This is a genomic window from Peptoniphilus olsenii (assembly GCF_040545475.1).
Classification (GTDB): Bacteria; Bacillota; Clostridia; order Tissierellales; family Peptoniphilaceae; genus Peptoniphilus_A; species Peptoniphilus_A olsenii.
This window is the reverse complement of sequence record NZ_JBEPMA010000011.1, coordinates 1-26,029: the sequence shown is the minus strand read 5'-3', so window position 1 is coordinate 26,029 and position 26,029 is coordinate 1. Positions and strand designations below refer to the sequence as shown.

20 protein-coding genes are annotated in these 26,029 nt (G+C 31.5%); 15 read left to right on the top strand and 5 right to left on the bottom strand.

Annotation, left to right across the window (positions count from 1 at the left end):
* Positions 1-25: 25 nt before the first annotated feature.
* The 6 genes from ahpC to pyk all read left to right on the top strand — a co-directional run bounded on the left by ahpC (position 26) and on the right by pyk (position 8,930).
* Complete coding sequence (gene ahpC, locus ABID14_RS07820; RefSeq protein ID WP_354368853.1) at positions 26-595, top strand: alkyl hydroperoxide reductase subunit C; 570 nt, start codon at positions 26-28, stop codon at positions 593-595.
* Positions 595-2,112, top strand: coding sequence for an alkyl hydroperoxide reductase subunit F (gene ahpF / locus ABID14_RS07815; protein ID WP_354368851.1), 1,518 nt, complete (start codon positions 595-597; stop codon positions 2,110-2,112). Before ahpC ends, ahpF begins: the two co-directional genes overlap by 1 nt.
* A 290-nt stretch (positions 2,113-2,402) precedes the next feature.
* Complete coding sequence (locus ABID14_RS07810) at positions 2,403-2,648, top strand: hypothetical protein (RefSeq protein ID WP_354368849.1); 246 nt, start codon at positions 2,403-2,405, stop codon at positions 2,646-2,648.
* A gap of 152 nt (positions 2,649-2,800) precedes the next feature.
* Positions 2,801-6,229, top strand: coding sequence for a DNA polymerase III subunit alpha (locus ABID14_RS07805; RefSeq protein ID WP_354368847.1), 3,429 nt, complete (start codon positions 2,801-2,803; stop codon positions 6,227-6,229).
* An 8-nt stretch (positions 6,230-6,237) separates the two neighbouring features.
* Positions 6,238-7,191, top strand: coding sequence for an ATP-dependent 6-phosphofructokinase (locus tag ABID14_RS07800; protein ID WP_354368845.1), 954 nt, complete (start codon positions 6,238-6,240; stop codon positions 7,189-7,191).
* Positions 7,192-7,199: 8 nt separating this feature from the next.
* On the top strand, positions 7,200-8,930 hold the full coding sequence (pyk, locus tag ABID14_RS07795) for a pyruvate kinase (RefSeq protein WP_354368843.1): 1,731 nt from the start codon (positions 7,200-7,202) through the stop codon (positions 8,928-8,930).
* Positions 8,931-9,442: 512 nt separating this feature from the next.
* Here pyk and ABID14_RS07790 read toward each other — a convergent pair.
* The 5 genes from ABID14_RS07790 to murJ all read right to left on the bottom strand — a co-directional run bounded on the left by ABID14_RS07790 (position 9,443) and on the right by murJ (position 14,284).
* Positions 9,443-9,640 (bottom strand): hypothetical protein, encoded by a 198-nt coding sequence (locus ABID14_RS07790; protein ID WP_354368842.1) that lies wholly within the window; start codon positions 9,638-9,640, stop codon positions 9,443-9,445.
* 508 nt (positions 9,641-10,148) lie between these two features.
* The gene (locus tag ABID14_RS07785) at positions 10,149-10,886 is read right to left on the bottom strand and encodes a putative ABC transporter permease (protein WP_354368840.1); all 738 of its coding nucleotides are present in this window, start codon (positions 10,884-10,886) and stop codon (positions 10,149-10,151) included.
* A complete protein-coding gene (locus ABID14_RS07780; protein ID WP_354368838.1) occupies positions 10,883-11,371 on the bottom strand; it encodes an HD domain-containing protein in 489 nt (162 codons plus the stop codon). Before ABID14_RS07780 ends, ABID14_RS07785 begins: the two co-directional genes overlap by 4 nt.
* 140 nt (positions 11,372-11,511) lie before the next feature.
* Positions 11,512-12,429 carry a hypothetical protein gene (locus tag ABID14_RS07775; protein ID WP_354368836.1) on the bottom strand — a complete coding sequence of 306 codons (918 nt, stop codon included), beginning with the start codon at positions 12,427-12,429 and terminating at the stop codon, positions 11,512-11,514.
* A gap of 259 nt (positions 12,430-12,688) precedes the next feature.
* Positions 12,689-14,284 (bottom strand): murein biosynthesis integral membrane protein MurJ, encoded by a 1,596-nt coding sequence (gene murJ / locus ABID14_RS07770; RefSeq protein WP_354368834.1) that lies wholly within the window; start codon positions 14,282-14,284, stop codon positions 12,689-12,691.
* 147 nt (positions 14,285-14,431) lie between these two features.
* Between murJ and ABID14_RS07765 the strand changes: the two genes are divergently transcribed.
* The 9 genes from ABID14_RS07765 to ABID14_RS07725 all read left to right on the top strand — a co-directional run bounded on the left by ABID14_RS07765 (position 14,432) and on the right by ABID14_RS07725 (position 25,900).
* Positions 14,432-16,177, top strand: coding sequence for an ABC transporter ATP-binding protein (locus ABID14_RS07765; RefSeq protein ID WP_354368832.1), 1,746 nt, complete (start codon positions 14,432-14,434; stop codon positions 16,175-16,177).
* A gap of 66 nt (positions 16,178-16,243) precedes the next feature.
* A complete protein-coding gene (locus ABID14_RS07760; RefSeq protein WP_354368830.1) occupies positions 16,244-16,819 on the top strand; it encodes a nitroreductase family protein in 576 nt (191 codons plus the stop codon).
* 349 nt (positions 16,820-17,168) lie between these two features.
* The gene (locus ABID14_RS07755) at positions 17,169-17,942 is read left to right on the top strand and encodes a LamB/YcsF family protein (protein ID WP_354368828.1); all 774 of its coding nucleotides are present in this window, start codon (positions 17,169-17,171) and stop codon (positions 17,940-17,942) included.
* Positions 17,943-17,953: 11 nt separating this feature from the next.
* The gene (locus ABID14_RS07750) at positions 17,954-19,150 is read left to right on the top strand and encodes an NRAMP family divalent metal transporter (RefSeq protein WP_354368826.1); all 1,197 of its coding nucleotides are present in this window, start codon (positions 17,954-17,956) and stop codon (positions 19,148-19,150) included.
* A gap of 18 nt (positions 19,151-19,168) precedes the next feature.
* Positions 19,169-19,915, top strand: a complete 747-nt coding sequence (pxpB, locus tag ABID14_RS07745) for a 5-oxoprolinase subunit PxpB (RefSeq protein ID WP_354368824.1) — start codon at positions 19,169-19,171, stop codon at positions 19,913-19,915.
* Positions 19,908-20,855, top strand: coding sequence for a 5-oxoprolinase subunit C family protein (locus tag ABID14_RS07740; RefSeq protein ID WP_354368822.1), 948 nt, complete (start codon positions 19,908-19,910; stop codon positions 20,853-20,855). The genes pxpB and ABID14_RS07740 overlap by 8 nt, the downstream gene beginning before the upstream one ends.
* Entirely contained in the window at positions 20,852-21,649 is a 798-nt protein-coding gene (locus ABID14_RS07735) for a putative hydro-lyase (RefSeq protein ID WP_354368820.1), read from the top strand. Before ABID14_RS07740 ends, ABID14_RS07735 begins: the two co-directional genes overlap by 4 nt.
* Before the next feature lie 348 nt (positions 21,650-21,997).
* Positions 21,998-23,296 (top strand): S1C family serine protease, encoded by a 1,299-nt coding sequence (locus ABID14_RS07730; RefSeq protein WP_354368819.1) that lies wholly within the window; start codon positions 21,998-22,000, stop codon positions 23,294-23,296.
* A 744-nt stretch (positions 23,297-24,040) separates the two neighbouring features.
* Positions 24,041-25,900 carry an LTA synthase family protein gene (locus ABID14_RS07725; protein ID WP_354368817.1) on the top strand — a complete coding sequence of 620 codons (1,860 nt, stop codon included), beginning with the start codon at positions 24,041-24,043 and terminating at the stop codon, positions 25,898-25,900.
* The last annotated feature ends 129 nt before the right edge of the window (positions 25,901-26,029 follow it).

Sequence of the window (26,029 nt, the reverse complement as noted above, 5' to 3'; positions counted from 1 at the left end):
TATTTTACAAATTTCAGGAGGTATTATGTCACAAATAGGAAAACACATTCCAGAATTTAAGACAAATGGTTATAATCCAAAGAAAGAAGAATTTATTGAAGTAACAAATAAAGATTTTGAAGGAAAGTGGACTGTTTTAATGTTCTATCCTGCAGATTTTACTTTTGTATGTCCAACTGAATTGGAAGATATGCAAGAACAATATGAAAAACTTCAAAGTTTAGGTGCTGAAGTATATTCTATGTCTACGGATTCACATTTTGTGCACAAGGCTTGGCACGACAATTCTGAAGCTATTAAAAAGCTAGAATTTACAATGCTTGCTGATACACATAAATCTATCACTCGTGATTTTGATGTGCTAGATGAAGAAGGAGGAGTAGCTCAAAGAGCAACTTTCATTATTGACCCTGATGGAATAATCCAAACTGTTGAAATCAATGCTGATGGTATTGGTAGAGATGCAAGTCAAGTTTATGACAAGATTAGAGCAGCTCAATATGTACGTGAAAATCCTGGTCAAGTATGCCCAGCTAAATGGAAAGAATCAGGAGAAGTGCTAACACCAGGTCTTGACCTAGTTGGTAAAATCTAATGCTTGACAAAAATTTAATAAATCAAGTTAAAGAGTATTTACAACTTCTTGAAAGGGAAGTTGTAATTTCTCTATGTAAGGGAAATGACGAGAACTCAAAAAAATTAGCTGAATTTGTAGAGGAAGTCTCAAGTCTATCAGATAAAATAATAGTGAGAGAAGAAAAACTAAAATATACACCTAGTTTTAAACTTTCGTCTAAAGATGCTGATGGAATAACTTTTGCAGGTATTCCTCTAGGTCATGAATTTGAATCTTTTATTTTGGCGCTTCTACAAGTGGGTGGAAGAATTCCAAAAATTGATGAAGAGCAAATTGATAGAATTAAAAATATTGATAGAGAATATAATTTTGAAACAATTGTTAGCCTTAGTTGCCACAATTGTCCAGAAGTGGTTCAATCTCTAAATATATTGTCAGTTTTAAATCCTAAAATTTCCCATACAATGATAGATGGAAGCTTTTTTACTGATTATGTAGAAAAATTAGGTGTGATGGCAGTTCCTACAAGTTTTATAAATGGAGAAATTTTCTATAATGGTAAAATTGGCTTAAATGAAATTTTAGATAAATTAACTGGTGAAAAGACAGATTACAAGTTTGATGAATTAGAAACACTAGATATGCTTGTTGTCGGTGGAGGAGTTGCAGGAGCAACTGCTGCAATTTATGCTGCTAGAAAGGGTTTGAGCACCGCGATTTTAGCAAAAGATTATGGAGGACAAGTAAAAGATACTCTAGGGATAGAAAATATTACTGGAACTGTATACACTGAAGGCCCAAAATATATGGATGAGGTCAAAAAACATTTAAGCGAATATGAAGTTAAAGTCTATGATGGAGTTGAAGCAGAAGATATAGTTGAAGACTTTCCATTAAAACTTAAGACGAGTCATGGGGAAATTAAAGCCAAAACTATAGTTATTGCTACAGGTGCAAGATGGAGACTTATTGGTATACCAGGTGAGGTAGAATTCAAAAATAATGGCGTGGCATATTGTACTCATTGTGATGGACCACTATTTAAAAATAAAAAAGTAGCAGTGATTGGCGGTGGCAACTCTGGTGTTGAGTCTGCCATTGATTTATCTAGCATTGCAAGTGAGGTGTTATTGCTTGAATTCTTACCAGAATTAAAAGCGGATAATGTACTGCAAGACAAGCTCAAAGATATTAAAAATATTAGAGTTGTAACAAATGCTGAAACCAAAGCCTTAAAAGGCGATAATAAATTAAAGAGCATAGAGTATAAAAATCTTGAGACTGGTGAAAAAATCGTTGAGGATATAGAAGGTTGTTTCATTCAGGTGGGTCTTGTGCCAACTACAGAATGGATAGAAAATATAGATAAAAATGAACGTGGCGAGATTTTAGTTGACAATAATGGTGCAACTAATTTAAATGGAGTTTTTGCAGCTGGAGACTGCACAAATTCTGCGTTTAAACAAATAGTAATCGCCGAGGGAAGTGGTGCAACAGCCGCACTTTCTGCTTACAATTATTTAATTAGATTGTGATTAAAAGGAGGAGCTTTTCAGCTCTTCCTTTTTTGTATTTTTACAAAAAATCACTAATCGTACCCAATATTAATTTAAAAGAACTAATAGAATTAATTAATTAAAATATTCACACGATAAGTAAAAGCATACTTGAATTTTATTAATTTTGATTTTATAATAAAAATAGACTAGTCGAAATAATATTTTATAAAATAGCGGTGTTTTTCATTTCAAAAAAAGCTAGATGAATTTTAAAACAAAGCTACGCAGCAAAAGGAAATGGATGGAAGTAAATGTGGAAATGAATTATGAAACAAATAAAAAATTGCGAATCTAATAGTATAAAATTTTCTTTATTTTATATATTAAATTATTCTTTGCCAATATTTGTTATAAATCTTTTGTTTTACAAATCTAAAGGCTTAAATTTTAAAGAGATAATGTTTTTGGAAGCTATAACTTCTTTTGTAACTATTTTTTGTGAGATACCATCAGGAATGTTAGTTGATACATATGGTAGGAAAAATATTTTGAATACTGCAGCTCCTCTCTAAGTGAGAGGAGTTTTTTACAGGGTCAATTCACAGAAAATGAGACTTTTAATAAATTGTCTTATTGTTAATATCATTATAAATTTTAATTAAATCTAGCCTTTGATATAATATATCTAGATAGTAATTTTTGTTTTTATATAGAGGATGGTTATATGGGAGAATTTGTTCATCTCCATTTGCATAGTGAATATTCACTATTAGATGGGTCAACTAGAGTTAATGAACTTGCTACTAGAGTAAAAGAACTGGGTATGGATGCTGTTGCACTTACTGATCATGGAAATATGTATGGTGCAATTGCTTTTTATAAAGAATGCCAAAAAGTTGGCGTGAAGCCCATAATGGGTTGCGAAATTTATGTTTCTGAAAAAAGTATGACTTTGAAAGACAAGTCAAATAGAAGATATCATTTAATTTTATTGGCTGAGAATAATATTGGTTATAAAAATATAATGAAAATTGTGTCAGAAGGCTTCGTAAATGGATATTATTATAAACCGAGAGTTGATAAAGATATACTTAAAAAGTATGCTGAGGGTATAATTGCAACTTCTGCTTGTTTAGGTGGAGAGGTGCAAAGACTTCTCATTGATAGAAATTATGAAGGTGCAGAAAAAGCGGCTGCAGAATATTTAGAAATATTTGGCAAAAATAATTTCTTTTTGGAATTGCAAGATCATGGAATACCAGAGCAGCAAAGAGTTAATAGAGCACTCATAGATTTATCTAATAATTTAGGGATAGATCTTGTGGCTACAAATGATGTGCATTATTTAAATAGAGAAGATGCTAAAAGTCACGATGTGCTTCTTTGTATTCAAACTGGTAAAACTGTAAATGATGAACACAGAATGAAATTTCCGACAAATGAATTTTATTTGAAATCACCAGATGAGATGAAGGCTTTATTCCCAGAAAATTTAGATGCTATTAATAATACTGTGAAAATTGCTAATAGATGTAATGTAGATATTACATTTCATGACTTACATTTGCCTGAATTTATAGTGCCAGAGGGTTTTACTCATGCAGATTATCTACAAAAACTTGCCATGGATGGAATTAAAGAAAAATATGATAAAATTGACGATGAAATTCTAGATAGGTTTAATTATGAGTTTGAAACTATAAAAAACATGGGTTATGTGGATTATTTTTTAATTGTGTGGGATTTTATAAATTATGCCAAAAAACATAATATTGAAGTGGGGCCTGGTCGTGGTTCTGCTGCTGGTTCAATTGTATCTTATGGCCTGGGAATAATAGATGTTGACCCATTGAAGTTTGATTTGCTTTTTGAAAGATTTTTAAATCCTGAGAGAGTTTCTATGCCTGATATTGACATTGACTTTTGTTATGAAAGGCGAGAAGAGGTAATTGACTATGTTACCGAAAAATACGGGGCAAGTCATGTTGCACAGATTGCGACTTTTGGTACTATGGCAGCTAGAAATGCAATTAGAGATGTGGGCAGAGCTTTGGATATAAGCTATGCCAAGGTAGATTATATTGCAAAACAGGTACCTCAAGCTTTAAATATTACTATTGATAAGGCACTTGAGATATCAGATTCTTTTAAAACAATTTACAATGAAGAAGATGAGAGTAAACTCCTGATAGATATGGCAAGAAAAGTAGAAGGACTGCCTCGTCATACTTCTACCCACGCTGCAGGTGTTGTAATCTCCAAAGATGAGCTAACTGAATATGTACCTTTAACTAGAAATGATAATATAATAGCAACACAATTTAATATGATTGAGCTTGAAGAGCTGGGTCTATTGAAGATGGACTTTTTGGGACTACGTACGCTGACTGTAATTAGAGATACGATTCGCCTCATTAAAGAAAACTACGGCAAGGTCATCAATTTTGATGATTTTGATTATAATGACAAAGATGTGCTTGCTATGTTTGCCAGAGCCGAGACTCTGGGAGTTTTCCAATTTGAATCAGGTGGCATGAGACTATTTTTAAAAGAATTAAAACCTGATGAATTTTCCGATTTATATGCTGCAAATGCACTTTTTAGGCCTGGTCCTATGAAGCAGATTCCTAAATTTGTTGAGTCAAAGCATGATCCTAGCAAAATTTCATATTTACATCCTAAGCTTGAACCAATACTTAAAACAACTTATGGATGTATTGTTTATCAAGAACAAGTCATGCAAATTGTGCAACAAATTGGCGGTTATTCTCTTGGAAGAGCAGATATAGTTAGACGTGCTATATCCAAAAAGAAAATGAAAATAATGGAAGAGGAAAGGCGAAACTTTATTTATGGCAACACAGAAGAGGGAGTTTGTGGTGCCATTCAAAATGGTGTCGATGAAAAAATTGCCAATGCGATTTATGATTTAATTATAGATTTTGCAGATTATGCCTTTAATAAATCTCATTCTGTTGCTTATTCTGTGGTTGCATATAGAACGGCTTGGCTAAAGTATTATTATCCAAAAGAATTTATGGCGGCACAAATTTCTACTTATACTCAAGATATTAAACAGGTGAGTCTGTATATAGAAGAAATAAAAAGACTTGGAATCGAACTATTGCCGCCAAATATAAATTACTCTTATAAAAAGTTCACTGTAGAAGATGGAAAGATACGCTTTGGTATGAAAGCTGTTAAAAATGTAGGAAATAATTTAATAGATACTTTAGTAAAAGTAAGAGAGCGTGATGGAGCATTTAAATCTCTAACTGATTTTGTCACGAGAATTAATAAAGAAGATTCTTCTGTTTTAAATAAAAGGGCTGTAGAAAGTTTAATACGCTGTGGAGCTATGGATGATTTTGAAGGGAACAGGGCACAGTATTTGGCAATTTATGAAAAAACTCTTGCTTCTTCATCAAATAGGGTAAAAAATAATGTAGCAGGACAATTTTCTATCTTTGAGTCTGCTGAGATAAAAGAAGATTTGCCGCGTTTAAAAGATTTTTCTCAAAAAGATAAGCTCGATATGGAAAGAGAGGTAATTGGTATTTATGTATCAGGACATCCTCTAGATCCATATCGTGAAATGATAGAGAAGTCTACAACAATGAACACGAACGAAATTTTTGAAAAATATAGAGAAAACTTACTAGGTACACGTAAAGTAAAAATTGGCGGTATAATCAAGTCAAAAAGAACAATGATTACTAAAAATAAGAAACTTATGGCCTTTGCTGTCCTTGAAGATTTATTCGGAGTCATTGAGTTAGTAATATTTCCAAATGTTTTTTCAAAATATAAAGAAATAATAGAAGATGGTAATGTAGTATTTGTGGATGGCCATTTTTCAGCTTCTGAAGTTGAAGAACCAAAGATACTTGTAGATTCCATTTCTAATATAAAAATGCCTAGTGAAAGAAAATTATACATCAGTGTTTCATCTATTAATAGTAATAATATAAATAATATAAGGAGAACATTAGGTGATTTTAGTGGTAATACTCCTGTAGTATTTTATGCCGAAGATGAGAAAAAAGCTTTTGGAACAGAGAGCGAATTTTGGATAAACGAAAACTCTTATAAAGATTTGAAACAAGTCTTACTAGAATATATCGACGATTCGCAGAAAATTATTTTGAAATAGGTGATGAAATGAGAATTGCAATACTCACAAGTGGAGGAGATGCTCCAGGCATGAATGCCTGTATAAGAGCGGTAGTTAGAACTGCTATATATAAAAATATAGAAGTATATGGAATTTATGAGGGTTACGAAGGCTTAATTGATGCCAAATTTGAGAAGATGATTGAGTCTTCTGTAGCAGATATAATACACAGAGGAGGAACTTTTTTAAGAACTTCTCGCAGTGAAAGATTTATGACAGATGAAGGATTTGAAAAAGCTATCAACTCACTTAAAATTTTTGAGATTGATGCATTGATTGTCTGTGGAGGAGATGGGACACTTAAAGGTGCAAAAAAATTGAAAGATGCAGGAATTAATGTAATTGGAATTCCGTGTTCTATAGATAATGACCTTCCTTACACTGATTATACTATAGGATTTATGACTGCTGTTGAAACTGTTACAGAGGCAGTATCAAATATCCGTGATACAACCGAATCTCATGGCAGGGCAAATGTAGTAGAAGTTATGGGTAGAAGTTGTGGAGATATCGCATTATTTTCTGGAGTTTCTTCGGGTGCTGAGTCTATAATTATTCCTGAAATGGAGATGAATATAAACGAGATTGCAGAAAAAGCTCTCATGGGTAAAAATAGAGGTAAAAGGCATCATATCATAATCATGGCAGAAGGTCGTGGTTCAGCATTTGATTTTGCTCGTGATTTTGAAAAATTAACAGGAATTGACACAAAGGTGACAGTCTTAGGTTATTTGCAAAGAGGTGGGGCTCCAAGTATATTTGACAGAATACTCGCATCTGAAATGGGGTTTAAAGCAGTAGAGGAAGCTGAAAACATGAATTCGTGTGCTATTGGTACAACTGACGGACATATTAGGGCACGCTCCTTTGATGATATTTTTGATGTAAAAAAAGAATTCCGTAAAGATTTATTAGAAATATTGAAAGTAATTTCAATATAGGAGGTAATATGAAAAGAACAAAAATTGTCGCAACAATTGGACCTGCAAGTGAAGATGAACAAATACTTAGAGAATTAATTCTATCGGGAGTAAATGTTTGTAGACTTAATTTTTCTCATGGGAATCATGAAGAACATAAAAAGCGAATAGATATTATTAAAAAATTAAGACGTGAATTAAATATTCCAGTTGCAATAATGCTTGATACAAAAGGGCCAGAGATAAGACTTGGTGATTTCAAAAAAGAAGTTGACTTAAAATTGGGTGACACATATACTTTGACTCCAGATGAATACCTTGGTGACGAAAAAAAGGCGGAAATTTCTTACAAAGAACTGTATAAAGATGTAGCTGTTGGCGACAGGATTTTAATAGACGATGGTCTGGTCGAACTTTGCATTACAGAAATTAAAGATAGAGATATAATAACAGAAGTTAGAAATTATGGAACAATATCTGCCCATAAAGGCATAAATGTCCCTAGTGCTAATTTAAATTTACCCATTTTGACGGATAGAGATGTTTCTGATTTACTATTTGGAGTAAAAGAAGATATAGATTTTGTGGCAGTATCTTTTGTCAGAAGTGCAGAAGATGTACTTGCAATTAGAAAAGTGTTAGAAGATGCAGGTGATTTTTCTACAAAAATCATATCTAAAATTGAATCAAAAAAAGCAGTGGAACTTATAGATGAGATAATAGAAGTCTCTGATGGTATTATGGTAGCTAGAGGAGATTTGGGAGTTGAAATTGAAACCGAAAAAGTGCCAATGGTTCAAAAAAATATTATCAAAAAATGTAATGATAATGGTAAAGCAGTAATAACTGCAACTCAAATGCTCGATTCTATGATAAGAAATCCACGCCCTACTAGAGCAGAAACAAATGATGTAGCTAATGCAGTCTTAGATGGTTCAAGTGCGGTTATGTTATCAGGGGAAACAGCCAGTGGAAAATATCCAGTGGACGCTGTAAAAACTATGAATAAAATTTTGGAATACACAGAAATTAGTTTAAATCATGATGACTTTTTTAAATTTAGAGTGCAAAATATGGATAAAACAATGACAAATTCCATTGGTAAATCAGCATGCGAAATAGCTGAAGAACTTGATGCCAAGGCAATAATTGCTGCTACAACTTCAGGCAACACATCAAGAGCAATATCAAAATTTAGACCTAAGGTTGCGATTATTGCATCTACACCTTTTGAAAAAATTAAAAACCAACTTAGTCTTGAATGGGGTGTGACTCCAATTAAAATTGGAAATCACAAAAATACAGATACTATTCTTGAAGCTTCTATAGAAGCAGCATTATCACAAAAATTAGTTAATACTGGAGATACTGTAATACTTACAGCAGGCATACCAGTGGGGATAGCAGGCTCTACTAACCTTTTAAAAGTAGAAGCAGTATCAGAAATAATAGGAAGAGGAACTGCAATAGGCAAAGAAAAAATAACAGCTAGAGCAGTTGTCATAAACAGTGAATCTGATTACGAAAACTTTAGAGATGGAGATATAATCATTGCAAATTCAACAGATAAAGAAATGATTACTATGATGAAAAACTCCCAAGGATTTGTCACAGAAGAGGCAGGATTTACATCACATGGAGCAATAACTGCAATTTCATTAGAAAAAACTGCGATAGTGGGACTAGAAAATGCAACTATTAAAATAGAAACGGGAGATATAATTACGATAGATCCAGCAGATGGAACTGTAAGAAGATGAGAGTATAATTAAATATATAATTGGTAAGTTTTGGTTTTAATTAGAAAATGTCGAAAGAAAACTTTTATATAGTTAGTAATGGAGGAACAGAAAAAATTCTACACTCTGTCATGCGGAGTGAAAAACCCGAAGGGTTTGAAGTCGCCGTGTACTCGAAGAGTGAGGAATCTGCCTGTATAGGGGTCGCTCTGTAGAAATAAATATAAGTCTTTTTCTTATTATTCGACTACATTTTCTATTTAATCTACAAATTCTCCTCATTACAGACAGATCTCTCCATGCGTTTGCTGTCGCTTACTTAGTCGAGATGACATTGGAAAGGGCAACGACAACTCCTACAACTGTCATTCCGAGCGGAAAACCCAAAGGGTTTGAAGTCGAGGAATCTGCCTGTATAGGGGTCGCTCTGTAGAAATAAATATAAGTCTTTTTCTTATTATTCGACTACATTTTCTATTTAATCTACAAATTCTCCTCATTACAGACAGATCTCTCCACGCGTTCGCTGACGCTCACTTGGTCGAGATGACATTGGAAAGGGCAACGACAACTCCTACAACTGTCATTCCGAGCGGAAAACCCAAAGGGTTTGGAGTCGAGGAATCTGCCTGTACGGGGGTAGTTCTGTATGAATAAATATAAGTCTTTTTTAAAATACTTTCTATACTAACATCTTCTAGTCTTCTTTCGAAGGAAGGAAAGGGGGGCATTCCGCTTTCGCTGCGAGGCCCCCTTTCCTTTCCCTCGAGCAACCAACCAAACCCCCACGCCTTTTTTAGACAAAGTTTTAACCACTCTAGTTTTTATTTTTACTCGCAAAAAGTCGGATTTTTAAAACTCGCTTACGCTCAAACAGTTAAAAATCATTTTCGACTTTTGCTATAATTTTTCGTGGTTTAGGTGCTTGAATACTTTTTTATTTAAAACTCTACAGATTCTCTCCGCCGCATGCAGATCCTTCGACTACAGAAATCTTGACAGATTTCTTTCGCTCAGGATGACATGGGAGGGGAAATATTCTCTCCACTACATGCAAGACTCTTTATGCGTTCGCGGACGCTTTTTAGTCGAGATGACATTGGAAAGGACAACAACCTCTACAACTGTCATTCCGAGCGGAAAATCCAAAGGGTTTGGAGTCGCCGTGTACTCGAAGAGTGAGGAATCTACCTGTATAGGAGCCGCTCTATTTTACAAAATAAAGAATCTCTTCAACATTTATATATAATTGTCGAAGAGATTTTTTATTTTCAAAATTTTTTTATTTTTATATTTTTTAATTTTTTTCTCTTTATATTTCAAATTATCATTTAATTCTTCTAGTTTTTCTTTTACGATTCCTGATTCTTTTAAATATTCTAATTTAGCAAGTTTATCAGATTTATTAAGTGAAATAAAATAGTCATCATTTCTCTCTACTAAAAATGTATAAATTTCTTCTAGCATATCTGAAGAACCTTTAAGATGATTAATTGTAAGCAATAAATCAAATAAAAGAATAAATGTAAATACTGATGCTATGCTTCTTAATACTGTTTCTGTTGCTAGAGATAAAAATATCAAGAAAGCTGGAGTTAAATATTTTACAATTGCTATATTAGCACTTCCAAAAATTATAAGTCCATATAAACACACTCTGCCATTTATGTGGAATGGATAGTTTTCATAATTCCACCATTTTTGATTGAAGAACTTTTCTAAACCAAAACCAATAATATATTCTATTGTACAAGAAGTAATAGCTGATATTAAAAAGATATGAAAAAGAGAGTTCATATTGCCTAGCATTAGATATGATACACTGGCTCCAATGCCATATATAGGACAATAAGGACCAAGAAGAAAACCTCTATTAAAAATTTTGTTAAGTTCTACAGAAGAACATAAGAAGCTTTCCCATAACCAACCTATAAACGAATAAATAAAAAACACCAAAATAAGTTCTATACCTTTCATAGATCAACACCTACCCTTAATTGTTTTTTTGAATTTCGACTAAAAGTTTCAGTTACTGCCACAATTTTATCTGCCAGAGTTACCACCCAAGCTTCTTTATATCTTGGAGGAAAAACAGTTAGAGGGAACATATGCTTTAGAATAATATCTTCTTCAATTTTAGTCAGTTTGAGTTCTTTCTTTGCATTTTCTAAAGCAATTCTGGGATGAAAAAACCCATGTAAATAATGTCTAGCATCATGATTATGCCAATCGTATAAAAAATAATCGTGTAGGAGTGCACCTCTGATTAAAGAGTCATAATCGACATCGAGTTTTAGTATTTGTGCGATTTCAATAGACTTTAAACAGACTCCAATTACATGTTCATAAATGGAAGTTTGACCATGCTGTATAAAGTTTTTGTTCTCAAGAAATCTTGTGTTTGTATTTAAGTCATTGATGATAAATTCTAATTTTTCTAAAACATTATTTCTATTATTCATAACTCACCACTTTCTATTGATATTTTACATCAATTGAGTAAAAAAAGTGTTAAGAAATAATTAAAATTTATTAAATTTTTCATTAAATTTTATGTATAAAAAAAGCCACAGATTGGTATTATCTGTGACTTTAATGTCGTTTAAAATTTATTTATAAAGTGAAAAGCAATATCATCATTGGAAATTTTATCTGTAAATGACAAGATTTTTCCATTTTCTTTATCGATTTCAAAAAGTGAATTTATTTTATCAAAATTTTGATTTGCTAAATTATATCTTTCTAGAATAGCATGAATATCATGTTCTTCTTCTGAGAAGAATTGGTATACTTTTTTATATTTTTTATTTAATACTGTTGGTATTGAGCTAGTATTTTTGAAAAATTGTATTATATTTTCTGATGAAAGTTCAATTTTATCCAATTGCACGGGTAAATCTTGTATTTCTTTTTCTGGAAATACTTTGTAAACTTTGTGATTTTTTACATCTTCATATTTTACAATACTATTAATTTGAGAAAAGTCGTATACTCCATTTTTCAGTGGTTTTATTAGAAAATCATAATCTGAATTTATAATTTTTTGTAAATCATCTAGTGCAATAGATGCAGGTTCACCTTTTTCTTGAGCGTTTTTAAGAGCATCTTGTTTTGCTTTTTTATCAGCTTCTAAATTTTTTTGTTTTTCGGTATCCAAAGTTTTTATTTCAGCTTCTGTAATTTTTTGGTTTTCTAATTCTTGTTCATTTTTTATTCTTTCGGCCTTGTTTTTCTCGGCTTTCAAACGCTCTTCTGCTGGACTTTTTGTAGATGTATTTTTAGGCTTATTTTTGTTTTTTATTATTCTTTCTACAGAATTTTGTCTGGCTTCGCTTTTAGCTATTTCTTTTGCATCCCTTTCGTCGCTATTAATATAAGAAATATCACTTTCTTTATTGGTCTTCTTATCATCCTCTGTTTTTTTGAATTTCTTTTTCGAATGGCGACTGTTCTTCTCATTATGTTTATTTTTTGTCATAATAAGAAGGATTATAATCAACAAAATTAAAATATATTGCATTACGCACCTCCTAAGTATATATATCTTATACCAAAAAAATATATTTTAAAATACTTTAATTTAATAATTGTTTAAAAAGATAAGTTATTATATACATATTTTATATTTTCGAATTTTATTGGTTTAAATATAATCAAATTATGTAAATATACATTCAAATTTATCATCTTTTATTGATAATATGTCACCTTGGGTTTAATTTATTATAGTTTTAGTAGTATATAATATATACAAAAAAGCATAAATTCTATTACAGAATCTATGCTTTTGATGCTTTTTTAAGTTCTATTTTTCTTTTCATAATTCCAACAACATCTCTTATTTCTCGAACACCTAAGTAGTATAGACAAATTACATAAATGACAGCTGCTATTGCTACAACTATCATAAGTGCTATTAATTTTAACAATGTAGCCAATCCACCACTTGCAAATGTGAGTATAAGCTTTTCGTATGGGAAGTAGGAAAGTGCTACAATACCCATGGCAATTGAGGCCATTGCTGTTTTAATTAGAGCTTTCACGAAAGATTTTGTACCCAGATTTCCTATTTTCTTTCTCAATAATATAAAAGATATTATGACTGCAACAGTAGTTGCGATTGAAACAGAGGCTGCAAGTCCATTTGTGCCATAATGTTTAGCTACGGCGAGATTTAGCCCAACATTTAAAAGTACATTTACAACACCTATATAAAAAGGTGTTTTGGTGTCTTCAATTGAATAAAATATACGGTTTAGCACATTTGAAAGAGATATAGATATAAGCGACAACGAATAAAATCTAAGTGTTGATGTCGCTGCTATTCCATCTGCCTGTGTAAATGAACCACGCACAAATGCAATTTCAATTATAGGTCTTGCTAAAATAATCATTCCTATAGTGGCTGGAACTGTCAAAAATAATACAGATTTTATAGAGGCATTCATAACTTTTTTACCTCTATCCATGTCACCGCTTCCAAGTGTCCTTGTAAGTATTGGAAATACTATAGCTGTTATTGCAGTGATAAACACGCCAATAATCATGGTATTCATTTTATTGGCAAAGTATAAAATTGAGGCAGCACCTTGTCCCATTCCTGATGCTAAGTTTCTATTTACAATTGTGTTTACGTCATTTACTGAGACTGATATAAATACTGGAAGGGCCAGTACAATCGCATCTCTTACATATTTATCATGAAAATCCAAAATAAATTGTGGCCTATAACCTATTTTAAAAGCACTAGGAAGTAAGAATATAAATTGAACTAAAATACCTAGTACCGATGCTATTGTAAGTCCTATTATTCCAATATGATGCGAGAATAAGGCTAGATATACTATATATGTTAGGTTTAATGGTATAGCAATTGCCCCTGCTGCTGCAAATTTTCCACCATGCTGCAAATATCCTGTAAGCACTCCCACCCAAGATGAGAATAACACGACAGGCATTCCAACTTGAATAAGTTTTGCAACAATTGCATAAGTTTTGGGATCAGCTTGTGATGCGGATAAAAGTGCTATTTGCTCTGGAAAAAGTATCCCTAAGCCAATAATTATAAAGGAAACTAAAGATGAAATCATAAGCAAATTATTAGTGAAATAATTTTTTCGCTCATGACCAAGTTCAGTTTCTGCTTTTTGCACTGATGGGATATATGTCGTTGCTATTGCTTGAGTTACAAAGCCTGCAATCATTGCAGTTGCAGCTTGTGCAAGCGAAAAAGCATCCATTTCTATAGATGTACCAAAAACATATGCAGTCAAGGATTCTCTGGCAAAACCAAATATTTTTCCTATAAGAGAAAATACTACTATTGCCAGTGTAGATTTTGCAATTTTACTACCGGTTGTACTTTTATTTTCCAATGTTTAAATCTCCTTTTATTTCTTAATAGATTATAAATTGTATAAAAATTTATGTCAAGAATTAGCGACAAGAGTATACCAACTGACTGTAATTTATTTGGAGTTTATGTTATTATTGATAGACTATATCATATACAAGGAGGAAAAATGAACAATATAAAATTAATAAAAAAGATAATACCATATTTTCATAAATATAGGTTTACTTTATTTTTAGATTTACTATGTGCAGCACTAACAACTGCAAGTGAAATGATACTTCCGTTAATACTTCGTAAATTGACAAGCGTTGGAATGGAGGATATAACTGAGATTACAATTGAATTTGTATCAAAACTTGCATTAATTTATTTAGCTATAAAAATTATTGAAGTTATTGCTCAATATTTTATGACAAATATTGGTCATATTATGGGTGCAAAAATTGAAACTGATATGAGACGTGATTTGTACTCACATCTTCAATCTCTATCTTATTCTTTCTACAACGAAACAAAAGTTGGAGTTATTATGTCGAGAATAACCAACGACCTTTTTGACATAACAGAATTTGCTCATCACTGTCCAGAGGAATATTTTATCGGTGCAATAAAAATTTTAGTCTCAATGTTTATACTCTTATCTATTAATGTAAAGATGACAATTTTTATCTATCTAATGATACCCCTTATGATTTATTTTGCAGGTCACTTTAGAGAAAAAATGAGAGAGGCACAAAAAGCACAAAAAGTTCACGTTGGAAATTTAAACTCAGCAATAGAAGATTCACTTTTGGGAATTCGTGTAGTTAAATCTTTTGCTAATGAAGATATTGAAAATGAAAAATTCATGTATGAAAACAACAAATTTTTGGGAATTAAGAAATCTTTCTACAAATCTATGGCAGGTTTTAATACAGTTACTAGAATATTTGACGGATTAATGTATTTAATTCTCATAATAACAGGCGGATATTTCATGATGAATAAAGAAATTAAACCACAGGATTTAATAGTATATGTAATGTATGTGCAGTCTCTTCTTGTAACAGTAAAAAGAATTGTAGAATTTACAGAGCAGTTCCAAAAAGGAATGACTGGTATAGAAAGATTTACTGAAATTATGGGGATAAAATCAGATATAGTTGATAAAGTATATGCTATATCATATGAGGATGCTAAAGGAAATATTGAGTTTAAAAATGTTACATTTGCTTATGAACGTGGTGACAGAAATGTATTAGAAAATTTTAATTGTACTATTAAAGCTGGACAAAAGCTTGCAATTGTTGGACCAAGTGGTGCTGGTAAAACGACCATCTGCAATCTAATACCTCGTTTTTATGATGTAAATGAAGGAAGTATATTAGTAGATGGACATGATGTACGAGATATAAAATTAAAATCATTGAGAGAAAATATTGGCATAGTACAACAAGATGTATATTTATTTTCTGGAACTGTAAAAGATAATATTGCCTATGGAAAACCAGGTGCAACAGATGAAGAAGTATATAAAGCGGCCAAACTTGCTGGAGCTTATGATTTTATAATGCATTTGCCAATGGGTTTTGATACTTATGTTGGGGAACGTGGTGTCAAATTGTCAGGCGGACAAAAACAAAGAATATCTATAGCTAGAGTATTTTTAAAAAATCCACCAATTCTAATACTTGATGAAGCTACATCTGCTCTTGATAACAAAAGTGAAATGATTGTCCAAGATTCTATAGAAAAGCTATCAAAAGGCAGAACGACAATTACAATAGCTCATAGACTAACTACAGTCCAAAACGCAGATTTAATTTTAGTGATGACAAAAGATGGAATTATTGAAAGAGGAACTCATGAACAGCTGATGGACAAAAAAGACTACTACTATAATCTATATACTAAAGGCGGTCGTCTTGAATAGAGTTTTTAAATAAAGGGTATATTCTTAAAAGCAGGTAAGTAGAAATCTAATTTTAAGAGGTGAATTATGCAAGAATATTTAGAAACAATAAAAAAAAGAAGATCTTATTATAATTTGTCAGAGGATATTCATCATTCAAATGAAGAAGTTAAATATATTTTTGAAGATGTCTTAAATACTACTCCATCTGCGATGAATTCACAACCAACACGTGTTGTATTGTTATTTGATGATAAATCTAAAGAATTCTGGAATAAAGTTAACGAAACTTACGACAATAGTATCGACAAAGAAAAATTTAAAGGGTTTTATCATGCTAAAGGTACAGCATTATTTTTCATTGAAGAAGAAGTAGTAGAAGGACTAAAAAAAGAAATCCCAAGCTACGCAGAAAGAATGGATCAGTGGGCAGAGCATGGTTGTGCCATGATACAATTGAATGCTTGGCAAGGTTTGAGAGATGAAGGAATAGGAGCGAGTTTGCAACATTATAATCCACACATTGACAATTGGTGTAGAGATTTATATCATGTGCCAAAAACTTGGAGATTAGTTGCTCAAATGCCTTTTGGTAAGATTGAACAAGAGCCTGAAGAAAAAGAAAAAGCGCCTATCGAAAGTATCATGAAAGTGTTTGAATAAATTTAAAAAAGATTATATAATTGATGTTGAAACTTATTTATAATTAGATTGTTTATGGACAATTATATTTCATTCAAATATTAAGTTGATTTTGAATTAATTTAAGTATTGAACATGAAAACAATATAAAAAATTAAAAATTTAAAGTATAATATAAATAATTTTATTCTCTTTATTACGCTTGTTTAACGAATTTGTTTAGGAAAACGTAAAATTGTATTATAAAATTTATTTTCTGATAGTGCTTTAATCGATTGAATTTCGATTAGATTTTTATTATAATAGTGTTGTGGTATAAAAATTCATTTATACCAAGCACTATTTTTTATTATATTAAGGAGGAAAAGTAATGGGATATTTTGTTGACTTAAACAGTGACATTGGAGAATCATTTGGTTCATACAAAATGGGTATGGATGAAGAAATCGTTAAACATGTTACAAGTATTAACTGTGCTTGCGGTTATCATGCTGGTGATCCTTTAATCATGGATAAAACTGTTAAGGCTGCAGTTGAAAACGATGTACAAATAGGAGCTCATCCAGGTTATCCTGATTTAATGGGATTTGGTAGAAGAAAAATGGCAATCTCGCCTGAGGAAGCAAGAGCATATATGTTATATCAAGTAGGTGCACTTGATGCTTTTGCAAAAGCACATGGTACAAAACTTCAACATATGAAGCTTCATGGTGGATTTTATAACACTGCTTGCAACGATGAAAAACTTGCAAACGCAATCTTAGATGCAATTGAAGAGTATGACAAAAATTTAATTCTTATGGTTTTAAGTGGATCATACATAGCAAAAGAAGGAAAGAGAAGAGGACTTAAAGTTGCTCAAGAAGTTTTTGCAGATAGAGGATATAACGAAGATGGCACTCTCGTTAATAGATCTCTACCGGGAGCATTCGTAAAAGATCCTGCAGAAGCTATTCCTAGAGTTGTTAAAATGATTAAAGAAAATAAAGTTGTTACAGCTGATGGAAAAGAAATTGATATAGTTGCTGATTCAATTTGTGTTCATGGTGATAATCCAGAAGCTTTAGAGTTTGTTAAAAATATTAGAGCTGGTTTAGAAAAAGAAGGTATCGAAGTTAAACCACTTATAAGTTTCTTGAAATAAGGAGAATAAAAATGTCTGAAAAGAAAACTAATTTATCCGTACTTTTAGGTGCGGCATTCCTAATGGCAACTTCTGCTATTGGACCAGGATTTATGACTCAAACTGCGACTTTTACTACAAGTTTAGGTGCAGATTTTGCAGCGGTAATTTTAATTTCAATTATTATGTCTTATGTAGCACAACTTAATGTGTGGAGAGTAATTGCAGTATCAAGAATGAGAGGTCAAGATATTGCTAATAAAGTTTTGCCGGGACTTGGCTATGTGGTAGCTCTTTTAGTAGCTTTGGGCGGACTTGCATTCAATATTGGTAATGTTGGTGGAGCAGGACAAGGGCTTAATGTAATATTTGGCATTGATATAAGAATTGGTGCGGCAATTGGTGGATTAATTGGTATTATAATTTTCTCTTCTAAATCTGCTAGTTCAGCAATGGATAAGTTAACACAAATTCTTGGAGCTGCCATGATAGTTCTTATTGCTTTTGTTGCTATTAAAACAAAACCGCCTGTTGGAGAGGCAGTTTCATCTGCTGTAATGCCAAAAGGTGGGTTCAATTCAATTATACCTGCAACACTTACTTTAATCGGTGGTACTGTAGGTGGATATATAGTCTTCTCAGGTGGTCACAGACTTATAGATGCTGGTATCGTTGGAGAAGATGCACTTCCAGATGTTAATAGATCTGCTACTCTTGGTATTGTAGTAGCATTTATAGTTAGAGTTTTATTATTTTTAGCTATTCTTGGAGTTACAAAAATGGCAGGTGCACAAATTGACCCTGATAATATTGCGGCATCATCATTTAGAGCAGCTTCTGGCGTTGTTGGTTATAAAATATTTGGTATAGTTTTTGCAGCAGCAGCTTTTACTTCTGTTGTAGGTGCAGCTTATACTTCAGTATCTTTCTTGAAGACATTATTTAAACCTATAGCTGAGAGAGAAAATTTAGTTACTATTTTATTTATAGTAATTTCTACAATAGTGTTTATATTTATAGGACAACCTCAAACTTTACTTGTAGTTGTAGGAACACTTAATGGATTTATATTGCCAATAACTTTAGCTGTTATACTTGTAGCATCTAAGAAGAAGAGTATTGTTGGAGAATATAAGCATTCTAACTTACTTTTCATATTAGGTTGGTTAGTAGTAGCTATTACTGCTTTTATGGGAATAAAAACATTGTTAGCAAACCTTGGTCTATAATAGAAAAAGGAGAATAAAATGTATGATAAAATAAAATTTCTACCAGCAGGAGATTCAGCTCTTGTAATGGAATTTGGAAATACTATTGAAAAAGAAATAAACGCTAGTATTGCCAATGTGGTAGAAAATTTGAAGGAACAAAAATTAGATGGTGTAGTTGACATTTTACCCACATACAGATCAATTTTAATTAATTATGATCCAGTAAAAATAACTTTTAGCGAATTAGTAGATGTTTTAAATGGACTAAAAACTAAAGATGCTAAAGGTGTGGGAGAATTTGTAAGATTAGTAGAAATTCCAACTCTATATGGTGGAGAATATGGTCCAGATATTGATTTTGTTGCAAGTCATGCTAATATGACTGTAGATGAAGTTATAAAAATTCATTCAGGGACAGATTATCTAGTATATATGATGGGATTTATACCAGGATTTACTTATCTAGGTGGACTTGATGAAAGAATAGCAACTCCAAGACTTAAAAGTCCTAGGTTAAAAATAGAACCGGGTTCAGTAGGAATTGCATCAAATCAAACTGGTATGTACCCATTAGAATCACCTGGCGGTTGGCAATTAATAGGAAGAACTCCACTTAAACTTTATGATGACACAATAGATCCGCCTGTATTTATTCAAGCAGGTGATTATATAAGATATGTACCAATCACTAAAGAAGAATATGACAAGATAAAACAACAGGTCGACAATAAAACTTATTCAGTTAATATCAAGAAGGTAAAAAGGAGTGAGCTAAATGAGTAGTATTGATGTAATAAATGGTGGTATATTAACAACTATTCAAGATAGTGGTAGATATGGATATCAAGAGCTCGGCATTCCTACTTCTGGAGTTATGGACGACTATAATTATAAACTTGCCAATATTCTTGTGGGGAATGATTTAGATGAAGCAGTTCTTGAAATGATTTATTTTGGACCAGCTCTTAAATTCAATGAAGATATGGTTGTAGCAATTACAGGTGCTAATATGAGTCCGAAAATAAATGGAAAAGAAGTTCCTATGTTTGAGTCCATAGAAGTTAAAGCTGGAGATAGTTTACAATTTGGAAAAATGATTGAAGGTCTTCGTGGATATATAGCTTTTTCTGGTTCAATTGATGTGCCAGTTGTAAATGGATCTAAATCTACACATACAAAAACAAAAATGGGTGGATTAGATGGCAGAGCATTAAAAGCTAAAGATGAATTAAATATAATCAGACCTAAAGAACTTCCAAAACACAGGAGAATACCTGAACAATATCTTCCTAAATTTTCAAAATTTAATGTTTTAAGAGTAGTACTTGGACCTCAAGATGATTACTTTACGGAAAAAGGAATTCACGATTTATTTAGATCAGGTGGTTATCAAGTAACAAAAGAATTTGACAGAATGGGTATCAGATTAAAAGGTGAAAAAATTGAACATAAAGAGACAGCTGATATAATATCAGACGGAACAGCTTTTGGTTCAATTCAAGTACCTGCAAATGGACAGCCAATTATATTAGTAGCAGATAGACAAACAACAGGCGGTTATACAAAGATAGGAACTGTAATTAGTGCCGATTTGCACAAATTAGCACATATGAATTTCCTTGACAAAGTAGTATTTGACAGAGTAAGTGTCGATGAGGCAAACAAAATAGCACGTGAATACAATGAAACTTTCAATAAAATCATTGAGGAGTCGATTTTATGAAATTAAATGAACTTGCAAAGATGAGCCCTAAAGAAGTTAGAGAATTAATTAGAGAAGGCGAAGTTAATATGCCGACTTCTGGAATGAGCGAGGGATATTTACAAGCAAATTTAGCCATACTTCCTAAAAAATATGCATATGACTTTTTGTTATTTGCACAAAGAAACCCAAAACCTTGTCCAATACTTGAAGTTTTAGATGAGGGCTCATCTCTAACTAAAATAATGGCAGATGGAGCAGATATAAAAACTGATGTACCTAAGTATAGAATATATAGGAATGGAGAATTCGAAAAAGAAGTCACAGACCTTAAAGATGTTTGGCAAGATGATTTTGTGACATTCGTTATCGGTTGCTCATTTTCATTTGAAAAAGCTATGCTTGAGGCAGATGTACCTGTAAGACATATTGAGGACGAACACAATGTGCCAATGTATATTACAAATATTGAATGTGAAAGTGCAGGAGTATTTCATGGCAACACTGTAGTTTCAATGCGTCCGATACCTTATAAGGATATAGTTAAAGCTACAACAGTGACAGCAAGATTTCCTGCAACACATGGAGCACCAATCCATATTGGAGACCCTTCAGTTATAGGAATAAAAAATATTGACGAACCAGACTTTGGTGAAAGAAGTGAAATAAAAGAAGGCGAAGTGCCAGTATTTTGGGCTTGTGGGGTTACACCTCAGGCAGTAGCAATGGCATCAAAGCCGGATATTATGATAACACATGCACCAGGTCATATGCTTATTCTGGATAAAAAAGACGCATACGTTTCAGTATTTTGATAATTTTTTATAATTTAAATATGAATTTATGCATTGCATATAGTGAAAAAGTAATTTTACCAGAGACAATTAATGAATGTCTCTGGTTTTTAAATGTACTTATTTTTTGAAGTAAGATGAATTTAAAAAATATATCTAATTTTAACAGATTACTACCTTGTTTAAGAAAGCTTATAAAAAAATCATAATACAATTTCTTGCTCTTTAGAGGATGTCTTTGATTTAATTATTTATGAAGTGGTAAATATTAATACAAGTATCATATTATTTTCAAATATTCTTGATAAATAATTCATTTATTTTTCACAAAAGAGTTCTAAAATTTTGCATATAAGAGGAGGTATTTCTATGTATGATAATTTCAAAGATAGCGGCAATAATTATATATATTCAAATGGAGAAAATAAATACACAAAGCCCGCTAAAAAACAAAAAGGTAAAGGGGCTATACTTGTAATAATGGCAATCGTGTTCTCATTAATAGGTGGTGTGATAGGTTCCATGCTTACATCTATGAAAATGGGCAAGCCAAATAGTACCTCACCTAATAACAATATAACTATTTCTGCACAAGACGATATGACAATAGCATCGGCAGTGGCGAAAAAGTCTATGTCATCGGTTGTTGGAATAACTACCAAGGGTGTTCAGCAATCATTTTTTGGACCAGTTCAAGTGCAAGGCGTTGGTAGCGGTGTAATAGTTGATGAAAAGGGTTATATACTAACGAATGCTCATGTTGTAAAACTAAATAATCAAATTGTCGACAAAGTAACAGTAAGATTAAATAACGAGACTGACTTGGAAGGAAAGACAATTTGGGCAGATGAAATGATTGACCTTGCAATAGTAAAAATAAATTCACAAGAGAAGTTAAATGCAGCTGTTCTTGGAGATTCAGACGCATTACAAATAGGTCAAGCGGCAGTTGCCATAGGAAATCCAATTTCATTACAATTTTCACAATCGGTTACACAAGGCATCATATCAGGTCTAGATAGATATGTAGGTGCAGTAAGTGGTGGAGGTTACATGACTGGTCTTATCCAAACAGACGCTTCGATTAATGGAGGAAACTCTGGGGGACCACTTCTAAATGCAAAAGGTGAAGTTGTAGGAATAAATACTATTAAGGTACAATCTGCTGAGGGACTTGGGTTTTCAATTCCAATTAATTTTATTAAGCCAATTATTAAACAGGTAATAGAAACAGGCAGCTATAAGGAGCTTTCATTGGGAATACTTTCAATGGATGTCAATGCAGCAAGACAGTTTTTTGGAGAAAATATAAAATCAGAAGAAGGTATATTTGTCTATAAACTCTATGATAAATCTCCAGCAGTTGAAGCCGGACTACAACCAGGCGATGTAATAACTAAAATTGGAAAAGATAAGACAAATGATAATAATGATTTAAAATCAATATTATATAAATATCAATCTGGAGATAAAGTTAATATAACATTTATTAGAGATGGAAAAGAACAAAATACCGAGTTGACATTTACAGATTATTCAGTAGAAAAAGATAAAAATGCGAGAGCAGATTTGCAAGAACAAGAACTTAGGAATAGAAATCAAATGCAAGATAGTCAAAGTAGTGAACGTGAATTGATGGAAGAATTTATGAGAAGATTTGGAAAATAAAATTCGGATGATTTTTTTAAAGAAGTTTTCTTTTTATAGAAAACTTCTTTTTTGAATTTAAAACTAAATGGTTATGTTTGAATAAAATTTACTCCCCATGTCATCTCGGCCAAGTGAGCGTTAACGAACGCATAGAATGGAACTGCATGTAATGAAGTAAATTTGTTAATCTGATTTAGAAAGAATGCGTTAAATTCATGCAATAACATAAATACACAAAAAGAAAAAGACCACTAAACGCACTGTGGTCTTTTTCTTTTTGAATGTTGATTGGTATAATTTTATTATTAATCTTAGGAGCTAAGGCTTTCGCCTTAATATGGTCTACTTTTGCAGACATATAATATTATGTGTTAATGATAAGTTCTATCAATAACTTATCTATATTCTACAACATAATTTTTAATTTGTAAAGCCTTTTTGATAAAAATTATCAATTATTTTTTATATATTTTATAATTGTCCAAATATGGATTTTTTTAATAATTTAAAAGGATATTTATATTATTTTTAAGGGTTATTTAAAACATTAAAAATATTGAAAAAATTTTAAATCCCAGTTTTTAAAAAAATTATTATATTTAAATGATAAAAAATTACTCATTCTTAAATCATTTTGTTTTTCAAACGATAATTAAGTTTAGGAATGTAAATTTTATTAAAAATATTAAGTTTTTATTTACAAAAGTTTTACTTTTTATAAAATTATTATATAATATTATGCAATGAAATTGGGTGATTTAAATGAAAGGTTTAGTAAATAGAGAAAAAAATAAAATAACCAGGAGTTTTAAATATGCAGACATTTTTGGTCAATTAATTTTTGCTTTATGCATTACTGTTGTGATGTTTGTCTTGACGCCGTCAGATGACATCATTATAAAAGAAGTATTCAAAAACCCTCTTACGATATTACTTAATATTATACCAGTGTTTTTGTTGGGGATATTATTTCAAAGTATTTTTGGCAGATTTAGACTTGCCGTTATTTTGAATTCATGTTTGTATTTTGTAATTTATATTATTCACAGGACTAAAGTGCTTTATAGGAATGCTCCTCTTGTTTTTAGTGATTTTAAGCTAGGTTTTGAAGCGGCTAATATGGTAAAACAATCTTATTTTCCAGACAAACTGGCAATTGTTGTTCCAATAATTGCTTTGATAATTATATTATTTGCGACAAAACGAATAGATAAATCTAAAATTGTTGTTAAACAAAGATTCATAGGTACATTTTCTGTAATTGTAGCGGCTTTTTGTTTGTATAATTTTGTATATGCAAAGGACAATATTTATTATTCTCTACCACAAAAAGGTAATCCCTATAATCTTTTAAATCATTTTAATTCAAAGGGATTTAATTATACTTTTATCCACAATTTAAAAGATTCTTTTGTAAGACCTCCAGTTGGGTATAATCGAGATGAAATAAAAAATTATGAAAGTATAGATAAATCAGAAGAACTTTCGGTGATTCAGTACAATCAAAAACCAAATATAATTTGGATAATGGGAGAGGCTTTTACTGATATTTCCCAAAATCCAGCTTTTTCTTTTGACAAAGGATACGACCCTAACGAAAACTTTAAGAGGTTACAATCAGAAGCAGTGCTAAGTGGGAGGATAGTTACACCTTCTTTTGGGGGAGGTACTGGAGATACTGAATTTGATGTATTGACTGGGACTTTAACTACAGATGTTTCTGCAAATGGCTCCATCTCATTTAATTCAATTAAAAGAAATATTAATTCTTTGCCGAGATTTTTGAATTTAATTGGTTATGAAACACGTGCTTTTCATCCTGGTTATGAGTGGTTTTATAGGAGAAACGAAGTATATCCAAAAATTGGTTTTAAGGAATCTTTCTTCTTAGAAAATATTGAAAATCCAGATATTAAAGGAGAGTATGTATCTGAAAAACAATTTACTCAAATTTTAATTGATAGATTTGAACAAGCAATTGACGAAAACGAAGCACCAATCTTTGATTATGCAGTAGATATTCAAAATCATGGCCCGTATTATTATGATAAATATAAAGAAAACTATCCCTATTATTGTGATTATGAATTATCAAACGAGGCAGCCAACGCTTTTGGAGCATATTTTTTGGGAGTTAAAGATATGGATATTATGCTAGGCGAAGTTTATGATATGATTAATACTAAAGATGAGCCGATTATAATGGTATTTTATGGTGATCATCTGCCTAGTTTAGGAAGTGATCCAAGTGCTTATGATGAAATTGGTAAAACTCTAAATTGGGATAATTTGGAAAAAGAAATTGAATATTATTCAACTCCTTATTTAATTTTAGCTAATTCCAAAGGAAGAGAATTTTTGAATAAAGAAAATATTGAGATTGATTACGGAGATATTATTTCGACTAATTATTTGGCCAGTACAGTGCTAGATCTGTTAGATTATTCAAAGGCAGATAATTTTTTCGCTTATAATTCGGAACTTAGAAAAAAACTTCCTATAATATCTAGACATTTTATATTTAACGGAGAAAAGTCTTATCCTCGTGATAAAGTAGGTTCAGATGCAGCTGAATTTTATTCTTATTATAAAAAGTATGAATATTATAGAATTAATGATTAATATATTTAAGTTAATTATAGTTATAATTTTTTTGTGTCAAGTCCATAATATTGTGTAAATTAATCTAGTACAATATTTAATCTATCATTTGCCTTAGCTATCAAATAAATACTTAAAAGGTTCTGTCAA

Excerpts from the sequence above, each read along its gene's own strand:
- ahpC (WP_354368853.1), top strand. The coding sequence starts at position 26 with ATGTCACAAATAGGAAAACACATTCCAGAATTTAAGACAAATGGTTAT.
- ahpF (WP_354368851.1), top strand. The coding sequence starts at position 595 with ATGCTTGACAAAAATTTAATAAATCAAGTTAAAGAGTATTTACAACTT.
- ABID14_RS07810 (WP_354368849.1), top strand. The coding sequence starts at position 2,403 with ATGAAACAAATAAAAAATTGCGAATCTAATAGTATAAAATTTTCTTTA.
- ABID14_RS07805 (WP_354368847.1), top strand. The coding sequence starts at position 2,801 with ATGGGAGAATTTGTTCATCTCCATTTGCATAGTGAATATTCACTATTA.
- ABID14_RS07800 (WP_354368845.1), top strand. The coding sequence starts at position 6,238 with ATGAGAATTGCAATACTCACAAGTGGAGGAGATGCTCCAGGCATGAAT.
- pyk (WP_354368843.1), top strand. The coding sequence starts at position 7,200 with ATGAAAAGAACAAAAATTGTCGCAACAATTGGACCTGCAAGTGAAGAT.
- ABID14_RS07790 (WP_354368842.1), bottom strand. The coding sequence starts at position 9,640 with ATGCCCCCCTTTCCTTCCTTCGAAAGAAGACTAGAAGATGTTAGTATA.
- ABID14_RS07785 (WP_354368840.1), bottom strand. The coding sequence starts at position 10,886 with ATGAAAGGTATAGAACTTATTTTGGTGTTTTTTATTTATTCGTTTATA.
- ABID14_RS07780 (WP_354368838.1), bottom strand. The coding sequence starts at position 11,371 with ATGAATAATAGAAATAATGTTTTAGAAAAATTAGAATTTATCATCAAT.
- ABID14_RS07775 (WP_354368836.1), bottom strand. The coding sequence starts at position 12,429 with ATGCAATATATTTTAATTTTGTTGATTATAATCCTTCTTATTATGACA.
- ABID14_RS07765 (WP_354368832.1), top strand. The coding sequence starts at position 14,432 with ATGAACAATATAAAATTAATAAAAAAGATAATACCATATTTTCATAAA.
- ABID14_RS07760 (WP_354368830.1), top strand. The coding sequence starts at position 16,244 with ATGCAAGAATATTTAGAAACAATAAAAAAAAGAAGATCTTATTATAAT.
- ABID14_RS07755 (WP_354368828.1), top strand. The coding sequence starts at position 17,169 with ATGGGATATTTTGTTGACTTAAACAGTGACATTGGAGAATCATTTGGT.
- ABID14_RS07750 (WP_354368826.1), top strand. The coding sequence starts at position 17,954 with ATGTCTGAAAAGAAAACTAATTTATCCGTACTTTTAGGTGCGGCATTC.
- pxpB (WP_354368824.1), top strand. The coding sequence starts at position 19,169 with ATGTATGATAAAATAAAATTTCTACCAGCAGGAGATTCAGCTCTTGTA.
- ABID14_RS07740 (WP_354368822.1), top strand. The coding sequence starts at position 19,908 with ATGAGTAGTATTGATGTAATAAATGGTGGTATATTAACAACTATTCAA.
- ABID14_RS07735 (WP_354368820.1), top strand. The coding sequence starts at position 20,852 with ATGAAATTAAATGAACTTGCAAAGATGAGCCCTAAAGAAGTTAGAGAA.
- ABID14_RS07730 (WP_354368819.1), top strand. The coding sequence starts at position 21,998 with ATGTATGATAATTTCAAAGATAGCGGCAATAATTATATATATTCAAAT.
- ABID14_RS07725 (WP_354368817.1), top strand. The coding sequence starts at position 24,041 with ATGAAAGGTTTAGTAAATAGAGAAAAAAATAAAATAACCAGGAGTTTT.